The organism is Bacillus sp. V33-4 (assembly GCF_002860225.1).
In the GTDB taxonomy this organism is placed as follows: Bacteria; Bacillota; Bacilli; order Bacillales; family Cytobacillaceae; genus Bacillus_BJ; species Bacillus_BJ canaveralius.
In genome coordinates this window covers 123,972-140,201 of the sequence record NZ_PGVC01000002.1, presented here as the reverse complement: position 1 = coordinate 140,201, position 16,230 = coordinate 123,972, and the positions used below count along the sequence as shown (strand labels likewise).

Annotated in this window: 14 protein-coding genes; 13 read left to right on the top strand and 1 reads right to left on the bottom strand. The window is 42.6% G+C overall.

Annotated elements, in window-relative coordinates; translation table 11 throughout:
• Positions 1-22: 22 nt before the first annotated feature.
• Complete coding sequence (bglX, locus tag CVD23_RS01185) at positions 23-2,188, bottom strand: beta-glucosidase BglX (protein WP_101664852.1); 2,166 nt, start codon at positions 2,186-2,188, stop codon at positions 23-25.
• A 533-nt stretch (positions 2,189-2,721) separates the two neighbouring features.
• Between bglX and CVD23_RS01180 the strand changes: the two genes are divergently transcribed.
• The 13 genes from CVD23_RS01180 to CVD23_RS01125 all read left to right on the top strand — a co-directional run bounded on the left by CVD23_RS01180 (position 2,722) and on the right by CVD23_RS01125 (position 16,221).
• Complete coding sequence (locus CVD23_RS01180; RefSeq protein ID WP_101664850.1) at positions 2,722-3,990, top strand: sugar ABC transporter substrate-binding protein; 1,269 nt, start codon at positions 2,722-2,724, stop codon at positions 3,988-3,990.
• Positions 3,991-4,069: 79 nt separating this feature from the next.
• Positions 4,070-4,957: a carbohydrate ABC transporter permease gene (locus tag CVD23_RS01175; protein WP_101664848.1), complete on the top strand. Its 888-nt coding sequence runs from the start codon at positions 4,070-4,072 to the stop codon at positions 4,955-4,957.
• Positions 4,958-5,018: 61 nt separating this feature from the next.
• Entirely contained in the window at positions 5,019-5,837 is an 819-nt protein-coding gene (locus CVD23_RS01170) for a carbohydrate ABC transporter permease (RefSeq protein WP_373270844.1), read from the top strand.
• A 150-nt stretch (positions 5,838-5,987) separates the two neighbouring features.
• Complete coding sequence (locus CVD23_RS01165; protein WP_257987825.1) at positions 5,988-7,334, top strand: glucoamylase family protein; 1,347 nt, start codon at positions 5,988-5,990, stop codon at positions 7,332-7,334.
• Between the two features lie 294 nt (positions 7,335-7,628).
• Positions 7,629-8,405, top strand: a complete 777-nt coding sequence (locus CVD23_RS01160; protein ID WP_101664845.1) for an IclR family transcriptional regulator — start codon at positions 7,629-7,631, stop codon at positions 8,403-8,405.
• Between the two features lie 33 nt (positions 8,406-8,438).
• The gene (locus CVD23_RS22250) at positions 8,439-8,921 is read left to right on the top strand and encodes an ATP-binding cassette domain-containing protein (RefSeq protein ID WP_257987823.1); all 483 of its coding nucleotides are present in this window, start codon (positions 8,439-8,441) and stop codon (positions 8,919-8,921) included.
• A gap of 6 nt (positions 8,922-8,927) precedes the next feature.
• Positions 8,928-9,443 carry an oligopeptide/dipeptide ABC transporter ATP-binding protein gene (locus CVD23_RS22245; protein ID WP_257987832.1) on the top strand — a complete coding sequence of 172 codons (516 nt, stop codon included), beginning with the start codon at positions 8,928-8,930 and terminating at the stop codon, positions 9,441-9,443.
• Positions 9,430-10,500 (top strand): ABC transporter ATP-binding protein, encoded by a 1,071-nt coding sequence (locus CVD23_RS01150; protein WP_101664843.1) that lies wholly within the window; start codon positions 9,430-9,432, stop codon positions 10,498-10,500. The genes CVD23_RS22245 and CVD23_RS01150 overlap by 14 nt, the downstream gene beginning before the upstream one ends.
• A 52-nt stretch (positions 10,501-10,552) precedes the next feature.
• Positions 10,553-11,773, top strand: coding sequence for a dipeptidase (locus CVD23_RS01145; protein ID WP_101664841.1), 1,221 nt, complete (start codon positions 10,553-10,555; stop codon positions 11,771-11,773).
• A 26-nt stretch (positions 11,774-11,799) separates the two neighbouring features.
• Positions 11,800-13,431: an ABC transporter substrate-binding protein gene (locus CVD23_RS01140; protein WP_101664839.1), complete on the top strand. Its 1,632-nt coding sequence runs from the start codon at positions 11,800-11,802 to the stop codon at positions 13,429-13,431.
• A gap of 68 nt (positions 13,432-13,499) precedes the next feature.
• On the top strand, positions 13,500-14,453 hold the full coding sequence (locus CVD23_RS01135; RefSeq protein ID WP_101575360.1) for an ABC transporter permease: 954 nt from the start codon (positions 13,500-13,502) through the stop codon (positions 14,451-14,453).
• A gap of 14 nt (positions 14,454-14,467) precedes the next feature.
• On the top strand, positions 14,468-15,361 hold the full coding sequence (locus tag CVD23_RS01130) for an ABC transporter permease (RefSeq protein ID WP_101575361.1): 894 nt from the start codon (positions 14,468-14,470) through the stop codon (positions 15,359-15,361).
• A 17-nt stretch (positions 15,362-15,378) separates the two neighbouring features.
• Positions 15,379-16,221, top strand: a complete 843-nt coding sequence (locus CVD23_RS01125; protein ID WP_101664837.1) for an alpha/beta fold hydrolase — start codon at positions 15,379-15,381, stop codon at positions 16,219-16,221.
• Positions 16,222-16,230 lie beyond the last annotated feature (9 nt).

Genomic DNA, 16,230 nt, shown 5'->3' with positions numbered 1-16,230 from the left:
GTCATCTTCTTTCCTTTGTTTACTATTTTACTAGTTGAAACGGCAGCGCCTGGCCTTGTTGACTGTTGGGTCCAACGTATGCGATAAACGCCCCGGGATCACTTTTAAATTGTAAGTCGGAATGGTAATAACGAAGTTGTTCTTCTGTAATCGTAAACGTCACCTTTTTCGATTCACCTGGCTGTAACATAATCTTTTCAAAGGCTTTCAGCTCTTTTAAAGGGCGAACCACTTCACCGGCAAGGTCTTGTATATAAAGCTGGACAATTTCCTCACCAGCCATTTTTCCTGTATTGGTAACCTTAATAGTAAGGGATAAAGACTGTTCCAGATTGATAGAGTCTCCCGACAGCTTTGCTTCACTATAAGAGTAGGTAGTATAGCTTAAACCGAATCCAAACGGAAGAAGCGGTTGATTTGGTATATCTAAATACTGCGACACATAGCGCTCCTGTGCATCCGGTGCGTCTTTCGGGCGGCCGGTATTAAAATGGTTATAGTAAACCGGAACTTGTCCGACTGAAAAAGGGAAGGACATCGTTAATTTTCCGGATGGATTGACATCACCGAACAATAAGTCGGCAATCGCGGCTCCTCCTTCAGTGCCCGGATACCATGCTTCAAGGACTGCATCCACATGGTCTATCACACCGTGTAGATCAAGAGGACGTCCGTTAAACAACACGGCGACGGTCGGTTTGTGCAGTTGCTTTAGCTTTTTGACCAATTCAATTTGTACTTCGGGTAAACGAATATCGGCACGGCTACCAGCCTCCCCGCTCATCTCAGAGTCTTCCCCAAGCGCCAGGACAATTATATCCGCCTGACTTGCAATATCAAATGCTTCGTTTAATTGTTCCTCAGTTCCTGTGTCTATTCCGCAACCTTTTGCCGTTAGAAGTAACGAGGAGCCGGCTTTTTCTGTTAGTCCATCATACAGTTGGACGGCTTGTTCCTTTGAACCTAACCATGACCACGGTCCCAAAATATCTCCGCTTTGTGCAAACGGACCGATTACGGCGATTTTTCGGTCTTTTTGGAGCGGAAGCACACCATCATTTTTTAATAGCACACATGATTTTGCGGCCAGTTCCCTTGATGCTTGGCGATGCTGATGGCTCATAACAATTTCTTTTTCCAGGCTTTCATCAGCCGCCCTGTAAGGATGTTCAAATAAACCGAGTTTCGCTTTTAACCTTAAAATACGAAGGACGGCTTCATCAATAATAGTTTCATGAATATCTCCGTTTTCAACAAGCTCCCTTAAATGTTTAACGTAGCATGCCGTCATCATCTCAATATCAACACCGGCTTGTATGGCTTTATAGGCGGCTTCCGTTTCATCTGCGGCAACGCCGTGCGGAATCAGTTCTTTAACGGCGCCCCAGTCGGAAATCAGCACGCCACCAAATTTCCACTCATCCCGAAGTAAATCGCGCATCAGCCATTTGTTAGCGCTGGCAGGGATCCCATCGACGGTGTTAAACGCGGTCATCACCATTTCAACGCCTGCATCAAGAGCAGCCTTATATGCCGGTAAATATGATTCACGAAGCTGCCGCTCCGACATATTGACGGTATTATAATCGCGGCCGCCTTCTGGAGCACCGTAAGCAGCAAAGTGCTTAACACATGCGGCAACCCGGTTTTTGTCAGTTTCCAGATCTGATCCTTGAAAGCCACGCACAAATGCTTTCGCAAATTGACTGTTTAAATAAGGATCCTCTCCTGTTGATTCCATCACTCTTCCCCAGCGTGGATCGCGGACGAGGTCAACCATCGGTGCAAACGTTACATGCACTCCAGAGACAGCCGCCTCACGAGCGGCGATCTCAGCACTCTTTTCCGCAAGTCCTAAATCCCAGGAACAGCCGATTGCGAGAGGGACGGGAAAGATCGTTTTAAAGCCATGGACAACATCCGCCATAAATAATAGAGGAATGCCGAGCCGATTATTTTCTAAATGAGTTTTTTGAATGCTGATCACTTCTTCTGCCCCTGAAGCTCCCAGTACGGAGCCACTGTTGTGAACAATTTCTTCAGTAATACCCAATTCAACGATCGGGCCTGTTATTTGGCCTTTGTAGTTGGAACCTTGATAAAAGGGGGTGGCCAGCTGAATTAATTGGGCAATCTTTTCGTCTAACGTCATTTGCTGAATAAGAGAATTAAGTTGATTGTCGCGCATTTCAAACCTCCACTATTCTTTTCCAATAGATTTATAGAAACGTTTCGAATATAAGTATAGTTGGATTATAAGCGCTTTCTTTTTTGTAGTCAATGAAAAATAGAAACGTTTCGATTGGTATAAAATGATTTTAACTATCGTAGAAAAGGCATTTGAGGTAGAATTCTACAATTTTCGTTCTTAAAAAGTTCATATTTTTAAAAAAACCCTATTGAAAACGATTTCAACCTGTCTTATAATAACTCTATCGAAACGTTTCAATGAAAATGTCTACACAATGGCCAGTTTTTAAGATCAATAGAAACGTTATTAAAATCAACACGAATTATATTTTTTTCGTTGTTTTCGAAACGTTTCACTGAAGGGGAGGATTCACCTAGCTATGAATAAGTAATTCAAATTATGGATTTCTTAGGATACTGAAGACAGTTCTTGATTGATTTACATCGCTATTATTAAAATAAAGCGACAGCACAGAAAAAAGAGCTTTGATGAAAAAATTTAAAAATTCCACAATACGAGGGGATATTACCATGAAACCAAAGTTTATCAGTTTAAGAAAAAAGCTCATCACAGCAGCGATACTAGGTTCAGTTGTTATTTCCGGCGCCCTGGCTGGTTGTTCTTCCGATTCATCATCTTCAGACGATAAAGGCAAAACCACGATCAATGTGTGGGGAATGGGTGAGGAAGCAAAGTCGCTCCCGAAAATTGCTGATCAGTTTGAAAAAGAAAATCCGGATATTGAAGTTAAAGTACAGGCAATTCCATGGGACCAGGCCCACAATAAATTGCTGACAGCAGTAGCCTCGAAAAAAGGTCCGGACGTATTGCAAATGGGGACAAGCTGGATTCCTGAATTTGCTTCTGCCGGTGCCTTATTGGATTTAACACCGCATCTGGAAGAATATCCAGAATTAGCAGCGGATAATTTTTATGAAGGATCGGTTGAAACAACAAAATTTGAAGATAAAGTGGCCGGTGTTCCTTGGTATGTTGATACCCGTGTCCTTTACTACCGCACCGATTTATTGGAAGAGGCCGGCTACAGCGAAGCACCAAAGGCATGGGATGAGCTGCGCGCTGCTGCTAAAAAACTATCTGAACGCGGCGATAATAAATATGGCATCAGTCTTGATGCAAAAGAACAAAGCCTTGCATTCATGTTTGCCCGCCAGAACGGTTCCCAATTAATAGATGGAAATAAGCCGCTTTTCAATGAAGCTCCATTTGTCGAGAGTGTCGAATATTTAAATGGATTCTTTAAAGATGGCTCTGCCCCTGTTGATGATATTGGCCTGGATATCATTCAGGCATTCAAAGGAGACGGCATTTTTCCAATGTTTATAAGCGGTCCTTGGATGGTTAAATTAATCAACGACCAGGCGCCAGAGCTTGAAGGCAAGTGGGCAACAGCGGTCCTCCCTGCCAAAGAAAATAATACTTCAATGCTTGGCGGCTCTGATCTTTCTGTCTTTGAATATACGAAAAACAAAGATGCATCACTGAAGTTTCTAGCATACATGAGCCAACCAGAAACACAGGTTAAATGGCTTGAAATTACAAATTCACTTCCTGCGAATAAAGAAGCATGGAATAGTGAAGTTTTAGAGGGAAATGAGTATTACAAAGTATTTGGTGAGCAATTAGAAAATGCCCAGCCAATGCCTGTCATTGCATCGTTTGAAAAAATTGCCCAAACATTCTTAACCAGCTTTGAGAAAATCTATTGCGGTGGAGAAGATGTAAAAACCGAAATGGATGACTTTAATAAAAAAGCTGAAGAATTGTTAACTGAATAAACCTATTAATATATTGAACTAGCAGGGCTTCCCTGCTAGTTCAATATATTGACCAAGGCATAGAAGGAAGGGATTTTCCATGAATAGCAGCACCTCGAAAAAAACTCCATATTTCTTCGTTGCACCAGCCATTATCCTGTTGACGATGTTTTCAATTTTCCCAATCTTTGTTGCTTTAATTATCAGCTTCACGGACATTGATTTAGCAGGATTGGCTGACTGGTCGACGATTAGCTTTATCGGTTTAAAGAATTATCAAGATGTTGTCAGTGATCCGATCTTTTTAAAATCAATCTTTAATACACTGTTTTATGTTGTTTTTGGTGTACCACTCGTCATTATCTGTTCATTAGCGATTGCACTTCTGATTAATTTTGGAAAGGCCCGCATTTTCAAAGCCTTCCGCGTCGTTTTCTATATGCCATCGATTACAAACGTCGTTGCCGTTGCGGTTGTGTGGACGTATTTATACAACCCGCAACTCGGACTGTTTAATTATGTATTAAATCTAATGCATCTGCCATCCGTGCCGTGGCTGCAGGATCCAACGATGGCAAAGGTGTCATTGATCGCTCTTGCACTGTGGAGAGCAATTGGACTCAATATGATTATCTTTTTAGCGGCATTGCAAGGAATCCCGAAAACGTATTACGAAGCAGCGCAGCTCGATGGGGCCAATGGCTGGCAGCAATTGGCGAAGATTACGATCCCATTATTGCGTTATGCGATTTTCTTTGTGTCGATTACAACGATGATTGGCTGGCTGCAATTCTTCGAAGAACCATTTGTCATGACAAACGGAGGACCGCTTGACAGTACGACTTCTGTGGCGTTGTTTATCTATCGCAATGGTTTCCAATTCAGTAATTTTGGCTATGCTGCCGCTGGTTCATTTATCCTTTTCGTTGCGATCATTGTGATTACGCTGATCCAATTTAAATTCCAAAAGAAAAATACAGATTACTGATGGTAGAAGAGAGGTGAGACCTGTGAAAACAAATGTGCTGAACAAATCTGGATTTGACCCTGTGAAAAAGGCAAAAAGCCAGCAATGGCTCGTTGGTATCGTATTGGGAGCAGGCGGTATTCTCATTACAATCCCGTTTATCTGGATGATTTTATCCGCGTTTAAAACAGAAAGTGAAGTAATGCAAATCCCGCCGACCCTATGGCCTAACGAATTCACATTAGAAAACTTCCAGAACCTGTTTGAGAACATGAACTTTGCCGTTTATTTAAAAAATACGATTGTCGTCGTTCTTTGGTCGTTCGTCGGTTTGTTTTTAAATGCAATGGCTGGCTATGCCTTTGCAAAATTTCAATTCAAGGGCAAGGACAAACTGTTTTTTCTCGTTCTGGCCACGATGATGATACCGGGACAAGTTACGATGATCCCCGTTTATTTAATCCTGAATGAAATGCATTTGACCAACACGATGGCTGGCATTGTACTGCCAGGGCTTGTTGGAGCCTTTGGGATCTTCCTGTTCCGGCAGTTTATGTCAACGATTCCGGATGAATTGCTGGAAGCAGCCCGGCTGGATGGTGCGAGCGAGCTGCGGGTATTTTTACAGATCGTTTTGCCGATGTCTAAATCGATCATTGCCGTTCAAGGAATTCTAACCTTTATTGCAGGCTGGAACAGTTTCTTATGGCCGTTAATCATTGCGAATGATGAGAGCCTCTATACATTATCTGTCGGTTTGTCGCTTCTGAAAGGGCAGTACATTGGCAACTTTGCACTGCAAATGGCTGGTTCAACCTTTATGGTCGTTCCAATCATTATCATTTTTATCCTGTTCCAAAAACATATTATCGAAGGATATACCATTTCTGGTATGAAGTAAGTGCCTGGAACTCCAGTTTTTTGCTGGGGTTCTTTTTATGTGAAAAAATAGTAGTTTAGTAGTTTTTTTGTGAATGGATGTTTACGCTTACATTTTGAAATGATATGATGTTATAGAAACGTTTCGATTAATATCGAAAGGAGATTTAACATGACTAAAAAAAGCTATGTAATCATGGTAGTGGTAGGATTTTTGATATCCAGTTTATTAGTCTCACCAGCTGCCTTTGCGAAAGATAATCGACATAAAGAGTTTGATCGGCAACTGGAATCGATAGCCAAGAAAACTTACCGGTATTTTGAAGATTTCACTGATCCGGCAACAGGTCTAACTTTTGATGCCGTACGTTTTCAGGATGGAGAAAAGAATGCGGCCAAACACACCTCCCCAACGAATATCGGCATGTACTTGTTAAGCACAGTATCAGCTGAACAGATGGGAATCATCTCAAAAAAAGACGCAGTAGCTAAGATACAAACAACGTTAAACACTTTAGAGAAATTACCAAAGTGGAATGGCTTGTTCTATAACTGGTATAACACAGATGGGAGTTTAAAAACGGATTGGGGACAATTTATTTCCCAGGTAGACAACGGCTGGCTTTCTGCTGGTCTAATCGTTACCGGCGAAGCTTATCAAGAATTGGCTGATCAAACAAGCGTGCTTGTCGAGGCCATGAATTATACACCATTATACGATCCAAATGTCGGCCAATTCCGGGGCGGTTATTATGTAGACCGGGGCGAGCTCACCGGGCACCATTACGGCATGTTCTACACAGAACCTCGGGTCGCCAGCTATATTGCGATCGGCAAAGGCGATGTTCCGTCAGACCATTGGTGGAAATTGTACCGAACCCTCCCGGCAGAATGGGACTGGCAGGCACAAATTCCAACAGGGCCAACCGTCGAATACGATGGCGTTACTGTGTTTGAAGGACATTATCAGTACAAAGGAATAAACTATGTGCCAAGCTGGGGCGGCAGCATGTTTGAAGGGCTTATGCCAGGACTCGTATTAAAAGAAAAAGAGCTTGGCGCGAAAGCACTTGGTTTAAATAACAAGCGCCATGTGGAGCTTCAAATTGCTTACGCGAAAGAAAAGGGTTATCCTGCCTGGGGCTTTTCACCAGCTGCCACACCAGAAGGCTACAGTGAATTCGCAGCAACACCACTGGGTACATCCGGGTACAAGAATGATGGAACTGTTACCGCACACGCCACTTTCCTGGCACTTGAGTATGCTCCTAAAGAAGCATATAAAAATATCAAAGCATTAAAAGAACTAGATACGTATGGTAAATATGGCTTTTATGACTCTGTCAATGTCGTGACCGGGGATATTGCCAAAGCATATTTAGCTCTCGACCAGGGGATGATCATGGCATCAATAGCAAACTACGCACAAGATGGAGTCATTCGCGATTATTTCCACAGCAGTGAAATTGGCAGCAAGCCTGAGGAACTATTAAAGAAAGAAGAATTTTCGATTCAATAACAGAATTAAAGAGAGGGTGACCCAATTAAGGCCTGGGTACACCCTCTATTTTTTTAGAGATTTTTTATAAGACTAAATTGCTCTTAAATTGCAAGTGTTACAGATCCTAAAGGCAGGTTTCTATTATGATGATCTGTTATGTTTTACATTTTTATACAAATATATGCATATTTACAATCTTTTTAAATTTTTAAAAAATAGGATTGATATTTTTAAAGACCCAATGTAAAATAACTATAAGTTTCAAAATTCAGAATATTGGTTCGATTATCGAACCAGTAAGGTTGTGACGAAATGAGTTCGAAAACAGTTAGCAAAGCGTTAGATATTCTGGGTGTCTTTACGCATGAAACACCTTCCTGGGGTTTGAGAGAGCTGGCGAGGAATTTAGATATGAGCCATACCATTGTCCATCGTCTTCTTTCAACCTTTGAAGAAAAAGGATTTGTCTTTCGTAATCCAGATACGCATAAATATGAGCTCGGTATAAAATTTATCGAGCTAAGCAATGTGGTGGAAGAACAACTTAACCTTCCTGAAATCATTCAGCCGATTATGAAGAAAGCTGCTCTGGAAACCGGCGAAAGTGTTGTCTTTACTGTTCTTGATAATCAAGAGGGTGTTTATGTAAAGATCGTTGAGAGCGAACAGCAGGTAAGGTTTGCGGAATCGGTAGGAAGGAGGTCTCCCTTATATATCGGGGCATCTCATAAAGTAATCCTTGCCCATATGCCGATAGAAATTCAACACCAAGTTATCCAAGCAGGGATAGATAAACAGTCACAGCAAATCAAATCGCCAGAAGAATTTCTTGGGACACTAGCACTTATAAAGAAACGAGGCTGGTTCTATACTTCCGGTGAAACGTTTAATGATGTGGCAGCTGTATCTGTACCATTATTCGATAATAAACAACACATTCTCGGATCTTTATCGGTAGCAGGCCCAAGTTATCGATTATCACTTGAACAAGCTGAGAAGATTTTGCCAATTTTAGGGGGAACCCAAACAGAACTGCATGCCATTTTGAAAAAAGTATACTTTCCATCGAGAAGAAATTTATTGTCCTAAAAAATCTTCCTAAAGAAAGGTGGGAATTGTTTGGTGAAGATACTCGAGGTGGAGAATCTTGTTACAGGTTATAAAGGAAAAGATGGAGTACTAAAAGCCGTTGATGGCGTATCCTTCGATATAAACAGAGGGGAGACAGTCTGTATTGTAGGTGAATCTGGAAGCGGAAAAAGTGTTGCATCCATGAGTATCATGCGGCTCGTCGAATTTGAAAATGGCATTATTCTTGATGGAAGTATCAAATTTAATAATGAAGAGCTGAGAACAAAGAGTAATGATGAAATGAGAAAAATTCGCGGTTCGAAGATATCAATGATATTCCAGGAACCTTTAACCGCCCTTAACCCCGTCTTTACAATTGGCAAACAGATAGCCGAAGCGATTCGTTTTCATCATAAAGTCAGCAACAAGGATGCAATGGAGAGAGCTGAAGAACTTATCCGACTGGTCGGCATTTCAGAACCAAAGACTCGGTTAGAGCAGTATCCACATGAACTATCCGGTGGAATGAGATAAAGGGTGATGATCGCCATTGCTTTGGCCTCCGAACCTGAACTCCTTATCGCTGACGAACCAACAACCGCATTGGATGTCACGATTGAGGCGCAAATTTTAGAGCTTCTGCGCCAAATAAGGCAAGACCGAAATATGTCCATCATGTTAATTACCCACGATATAGGCGTAGCAGCCGAAATGTCAAATCGCATTATTATCATGTATGCTGGCAAGATCATGGAGATTGGCAATACTGTCGACATCTTCAATCAACCCTATCATCCTTACACTAAAGGTTTACTGGAATCCGTCCCAAAAATGGATGGTGAGCGTGGTGTTCCACTGCAATCGATCCAGGGTTCGATCCCAAGCATAAACGAAATCCCGGCAGGCTGTCGATTTTCACCGCGCTGCCCATATGCAACAGAAAAATGTTTTCAAGAACAGCCCCTTTTGGAATTCAAGAATAATAGGCAAGTAGCATGCTGGCATGTAGACCTGCTGATCAAAAATAAGGGAGGTGAGTTTATTGAATCATACTAGAAAAGAACAAGCTTTTGACAACTCAGAACCGCTTCTTCGAATTGTCAACCTGAAAAAGCATTTTACAATTAAAGGAGGTGGTTTGTTCAACAAATCGCACAGGGTTGTTCAGGCTGTCGATGATGTTTCTTTTGAGATTTACAAAGGAGAAACTTTAGGCCTAGTCGGGGAATCTGGCTGTGGAAAATCCACTCTCGGAAGAAACATTCTGCAGCTGCAAAAACCAACTGGGGGCGAGGTGTTTTTTAAAGATAAAAATATCTTAACCTGCACAAAACAGGAACTTAGGAAACTCCGTAAACAAATGCAAATTATCTACCAGGACCCATTTGGCTCGTTGAATCCCCGGTTCACGATTGGCCAAATAATCGGGGAAATGTACGAAATCCACGGTATTGCAACAGGTGATGAAAAAGAAAAAAGAGTAAAAGAGATGCTTGAGCTTGTTGGATTGGACTCAAGCCGTTATAACAGCTACCCTCACGAATTTTCCGGCGGACAGCGGCAACGGGTCGGAATCGCGAGAGCACTTTCATTAAACCCGGAGTTTGTTGTTGCTGATGAACCTGTTTCAGCGCTTGATGTCTCGGTTCAATCGCAGATCATCAACCTGCTAATGAAACTTAAGAAGGAACTGGGGCTAACGTTATTATTTATAGCGCACGGCCTAAACGTTGTCAGGCATATATCTGATCGAGTCGGTGTCATGTACCTTGGAAAGCTGGTCGAGCTTGCCGGGACAGATGATATTTTTGAGAGTCCCGCTCATCCCTACACAGCAGCGCTTCTATCTACTGTTCCGGAAGCTGACCCTCGTAATAAAAAGGAGCGGATCGTTTTAACCGGGGAAGTGCCATCCCCTGCGTCGCCACCATCCGGTTGCCGTTTTCGGACGAGATGCCCGCTTGCAACAGAACGATGTGCAATCGAACAACCACAACTAGTAGAAATCCGCAACAGCCACTTCGTTTCTTGTCATTACCCGTTAGAGAGAGGACAGTCGCTTAAAGAAGCAATCATGTCCAAGACAAATGAACAAGAGAAAATTTCTATTTGAAGAATTTTCAATATTCTGTAATTTTTTAATAACAAATAAAGGAGATTTGGATATGTCCCAAATACTAAAGCAAGCAAATAAAAAAATCTACGATGGATACAAATCGTTTCAATATTTGGAAGCCGGGATTGATTATAAAGATTATAAACTTTCCAGAGAAAATGATCGAGTAGAGCCGTACGTTTATCCGGTTACGGAAGAACAAGAGGAAAAAGTTCAGGCCATTTTAAATGAAGACCATATTGTTTCTATGCATGAACATACTTTTGTTATGCCGGAGGATTTGTCAGAGTTCTATGAATTTAGACGCCAGGGCAGGGACTGGACCGGATATGAAGCATTAAGCCAATCTGGCTTGGATGTCATTTTTGAAAACTTTATGGATGGTACGGCGATGATTACATCGATGGCAGGTTGGAAATGGTCGGATGTCATCCACGATATTGGGATTCGATTCAGTGACATTGCCCACCAGGATATGGTGATCAAAGCTGAGCGCATTTCGGATTTATACCGGGCAAAAAAAGAAGGGAAAATAGCCTTTGTCGCTGCATTGGAATCTTCAACAATGATAGAAAACGAGCTTGACAGACTTGATGTTTTATACGGACTCGGGATCCGGACAATGGGTATTGTCTATTCCGAAGCAAATCAGTTGGGCGCTGGATTAAGAGAGCCTAATGATGGAGGTTTAACTGTATTCGGGAAACAAGCTGTGAAGCGGATGAACAAATTGGGTATTACGATTGACGTTTCACATGCGGGTGATAAAACATCGTTAGACACAATTGAAGAAAGCGACAAACCGGTGACGATCAATCATGCAGGTGCCCGTGCACTTTGGGACACTAAACGGTTAAAGCCTGATGATGTTTTAATGGCTTGTGCAGAAAAGGGCGGTGTCATTGGGATTGAAGCAGCTCCACATTCGACTATCACTCATAACCATCCTGCACATAATATTGAATCTTTTATGGAGCATTTTGAATACACCGCTAATTTAGTCGGGATCGATCATGTCGCATTCGGTCCCGATACCCTGTTTGGAGATCATGTCGGTGTACATGATCTGTTATCCGGACAGCTTTCTATTAAAAGTGCGCAGATGCCAAATATGCAGAAGGTTGAATATGTAAAAGGATTGGAAAATCCGGCTGAGTGTTTTCCTAACATTTTGCGATGGCTTGTGAAACATGGTTACAGCCGCGAAGATATCCGCAAGGTGATCGGGGCAAATATTTTCCGGGTATTAGAAGCAACCTGGGCCAAATAATTTTTGTGGAGAAGGGAAGATAAAAAATGGAGCGAAGAAGATGGAAAACATTTTTGACCCTCTTGATTTCAGTATTGCTTCTTGCTGCATGCTCTTATGGCAGTGAGAGTTCCACTGCACCAAGTGGGAATGAGGAAGCAAAAGGCAGTGAACCAAAGAAAGGCGGAAAAGTTTCGATTCCGATTGTAGCAGATCCGACTTTTAATCCGTGGCATCCAAATGCCTACGCTGAATCAAATGTCGTCAACAGGGTTTTATTTTCGGGTTTAACACAGCCGGGAAAAGACCTGGTTCCGGCTCCTGATCTTGCCACTAGCTGGGAGACGACAGAGGACGAACTTGTCTGGACTTTCAAACTAAGAGATGATGTGCTCTGGCATGATGGTGAAAAATTTACAGCCGAAGATGTTGCCTTTACTTTTAATGAAATTGTCTTAAACAAGAATCTGGGAGCAAACAATGCTTCCTACTTTCAAAAGCTTGAAAAGGTGGAAGTAGTGGATGAACATACGGTCAAATTCCATATGACAAGTCCGGTAGCTGCGTTACCAGCCTATTTAAGCTTTAACACCGAGATTATTCCAAAGCATATTTTTGAAGGAGTGGATCCCTGGGATTTAACGTCCTTTAATAAGTCAAAGCCGATTGGCACCGGTGCATTTAAGTTAAAAAGCTACACATCCGGCCAAAAAGTGGTACTGGAACGGAACGACGATTTCTATGGAGAAAAAGCGCTGCTTGATGAAGTCGAGTACAAGGTGCTTCCAGATGCGAATACCCACGTTGCCCAGCTATTGAGTGGGGAACTATCAATCTTTGCTTTAGAAGATACTTCAGCTATTGAGAGAATCGAAAAGTCTGAAGGAGTCATTGTCAGCGGCAGGGAAACACCGCGTTTCTTCTGGCTAATGTTGAACCAGAATCTTGAACAGTTTCAGGATAAGCGGGTAAGGCAAGCTATTGCCCATGCCATTGACCGTCAGAACATCATCGATACGGTATTAAAAGGGTATGGAACAATCGCCAATGCCGGGATTGCTCCAGCGTTAAAAGAATATTATACAGATGATGTTCCGCGTTTTGATTATGAGCCTGAACGCGCAAAGGAACTGCTTGCTGAAGCAGGCTGGACAGACACAAATGGTGATGGGATTGTCGAGAAGGACGGCAAACCATTCGAAATTGAATTTGAAATTGGGATTCAGGGAGATCTTGAAGCTATCTCGCAATTGGTGCAACAATATCTCGGTAAAGTAGGTCTTGACGTCAATTTAAAAACAATGGAATGGAATTCAATGGTGCAGAAGGTTGTTGTAAAACGTGATTACGAAATGAGTTTAAACTGGTGGAGATATCCGGCAGATCCTGACCTTTCTGCTTATATGCACTCAGCCAGTATTGAAAAAGGATTTAATTTACCAGCATTCAAAAATGCTGAACTGGACCGCTTGCTTGAAGAGGGTGCACAAACGAGTGATATTGAACAAAGGAAAAAGAGTTATATAGAAGCTCAAAAACTAATGGCAGAAGAGTTGCCATATGTTTTCCTCTGGTATCCGCAAGAGGCTCTTGTGCAGGTTAAAAAACTTAAAGGCGTTCCAAACCTTGGTTTTGGCGATTCACTTCATTATATTCATGAATGGTATTTAGAGGAGTAAGGATTGTAGAAGTGCGCAATAAAAAAAGCGCACTTCTCTCCAAGCTTTTTTCGAAAGGAGGAGATCATATGCCACGTTTTTTACTTCATCGATTGAGCCAGAGCATTATTCTGCTATTGATTGTAACACTCATAACATTCTTTCTTATCAACCTTGCTCCAGGCGGACCTGCGGCAACGATGCGCATGGAAGCATCCCCGGAAGAACGTGAAGCGATGGAAGAACGATTGGGTCTCGACCAGCCGGTTTATATTCGCTACCTTACCTGGATTAAAGATGCTGCCCGGGGAGACCTTGGCGTTTCTTTCACATCAAGTGAACCTGTCATTCAGCGTATTGCGGACCGTCTGCCCTATACGATTGAGCTCACCTTTTTTACGATCTTTTTTTCAGTGACGATTGGCATCGTGCTGGGAGTTATTTCTGCGATTAAGCGTGGTAGGGCCCAGGATCATGTGATTAATTTTTTTAGTGTAATCGGATTATCGTTGCCGGCATTCTGGCTCGGATTAATGCTGATCCTGTTTTTTTCGATCAAACTTGGCTGGTTGCCATCATCGGGTGTCGGGCCAAGAGGATCTGAGTTTGATTTATGGGGTTGGATCGCCCATCTAATCATGCCTGTACTCATCTTAACGACAACGGTACTCCCTAATATTGTACGTTTTACCCGATCCTCGATGCTTGAGGTCATATCGCAAAACTACATTCGGACAGCCCGGGCAAAGGGAGCAAAAGAGTCTGTTGTTCTATACGTTCATGCACTGCGCAATGCGTTAATCCCGGTTGTCACGATCATCGGTGTCCTAATCCCCCGACTCTTGAGCGGCGCGGTTATTACCGAAGCCATTTTTGGGTGGACCGGGATTGGCACTTTAGTCATTGAGGCAGCAAAAGGAAGAGATTACCCGCTCGTGATGGGAGTGACGGTTGTCATCACGATCATCGTCGTGATCAGCAATTTGCTGGTTGATCTTGTGTACTCACGGATTGATCCAAGAGTTAAAAACGTATCCGCATAGGGAGGTGAGATTGAATGGAGACATCCACCAATATCCAATATCAAAGCAAGCTCGCAGCAAAATCAAAGAAACAGAAAGTGACCATTTTAAATAGGCTAAGCCAAAACAAAGTCGCCTATTTTTCTTTATGGTTCCTGTTCATCATTCATCTCATCGTGTTTCTTGGACCGTTGTTTTGGCCACTAACACCTGAGGAATTAACGCAATCAGGAGCATTGGCGAGTTGGACGCTGCAGCACCCTTTTGGTACGGATGATTTAAGCCGCGATGTTTTTTCAAGAATGCTTCATGGAGGAAGAGTCACTTTACTGGTTGGCTTGGCTTCGATGTTATGTTCGTTGTTGATCGGTACTTCGATCGGAGCTTGTGCAGGGTTCTTTGGCAAAGCGGTTGAGGCGGTTCTAATGCGGTTAACGGAAGCAATGATGGCCATTCCAAACTTTTTCTTTGTGTTGGTTGCATTGACTGTCCTTGGAACAAGCCCGCTGATGGTCGTAATTGTCATCGCTTTATCAGGCTGGATGGAAATTGCCAGGGTCGTATATGGAGAAACCTTAAGGTGGAAAGAATATGAGTTTGTCGAGGCCGCCAATGCTTCGGGTGCAAAATCATCCCGGATTTTGCTCAAATATATCATTCCGCAAATTGTCCCTTCGATTATTGTCTCGGGAACTTTAACAATTGCTTGGGCGATATTAACCGAAAGTGCGATTAGTTACTTAGGTTTAGGAATCCAGCCGCCAACGCCAACGTGGGGGAATATGCTGCAGAACTCCCAGCAATATATATGGACTGCTCCAATATTGGGGATTTTACCGGGAGCAGCGATCACTGTTGTTGTGCTTGCTTACAATTTTTTAGGGGATGGCTTGCGGGATGCACTTGATCCGCGGTATGTAAAAAAATGAAGTAAAGGAGAATGAAGATGTTCATCACCATCAACGATAATAGGATTTACTACGAAGTCCATGGAAAGCAGGACGGCGAGACAATTTTTTTCATTCACGGTGCTCCCGGATTGGGAGATTGCCGCGGTGATATCAAGGCTTTTTCTGCTCTTGGTGACCAATATCGGCTTGTATTTATGGATATGCGCGGATCGGGACGATCAGAGGGAAAACCACCATTTACTCATGAACAGTGGACCAGTGATATTGAGGCAATGAGAAAGGAATTGGTTGGGGGGCCAATTAAAATACTTGGTGGGTCATATGGTGGATTTCTAACATTAGAGTATGTACTTCGCTATCCGGAACACGTTACCCACGTCCTGCTGCGTGATACGGCTGCAAATAGTGAATTTGATCAGTTGTCGGTCGACCGTGCTTTGGAAAGTAATTTGCCGGGAATAACCGAAGACGGAATTCGCCGTCTCTTCGATGGAAAAGTAGGTTCAAATGAAGAGCTCAAGGCAATGTTCGCAGCGATTCAGCCTCTTTATACGGTCATTGTCGATGCAGAGGCGATCAAGAAAAGAATAAAGTCTATTTATTATCGCTATGAGACTCATAACTTTGCATTTCGCTATAACAAAGCCGATTTCGACATAGTCGCTGATCTAAATAAAATCTCAGTTCCAACCCTCGTTACAGTCGGCAGGCATGACTGGATTACACCTGTAGAATGTTCTGAACTGATTGCAAAAACTATCCCTAATTCAAAGTTAGTCATTTTTGAAAACAGCGGTCACTCTCCGCAATTAGAAGAAAATGAAGAATACCTCAATCTAGTGCGCCATTTTCTTGCGAAACAAAGTTTAAATGTATAATTATGTCTT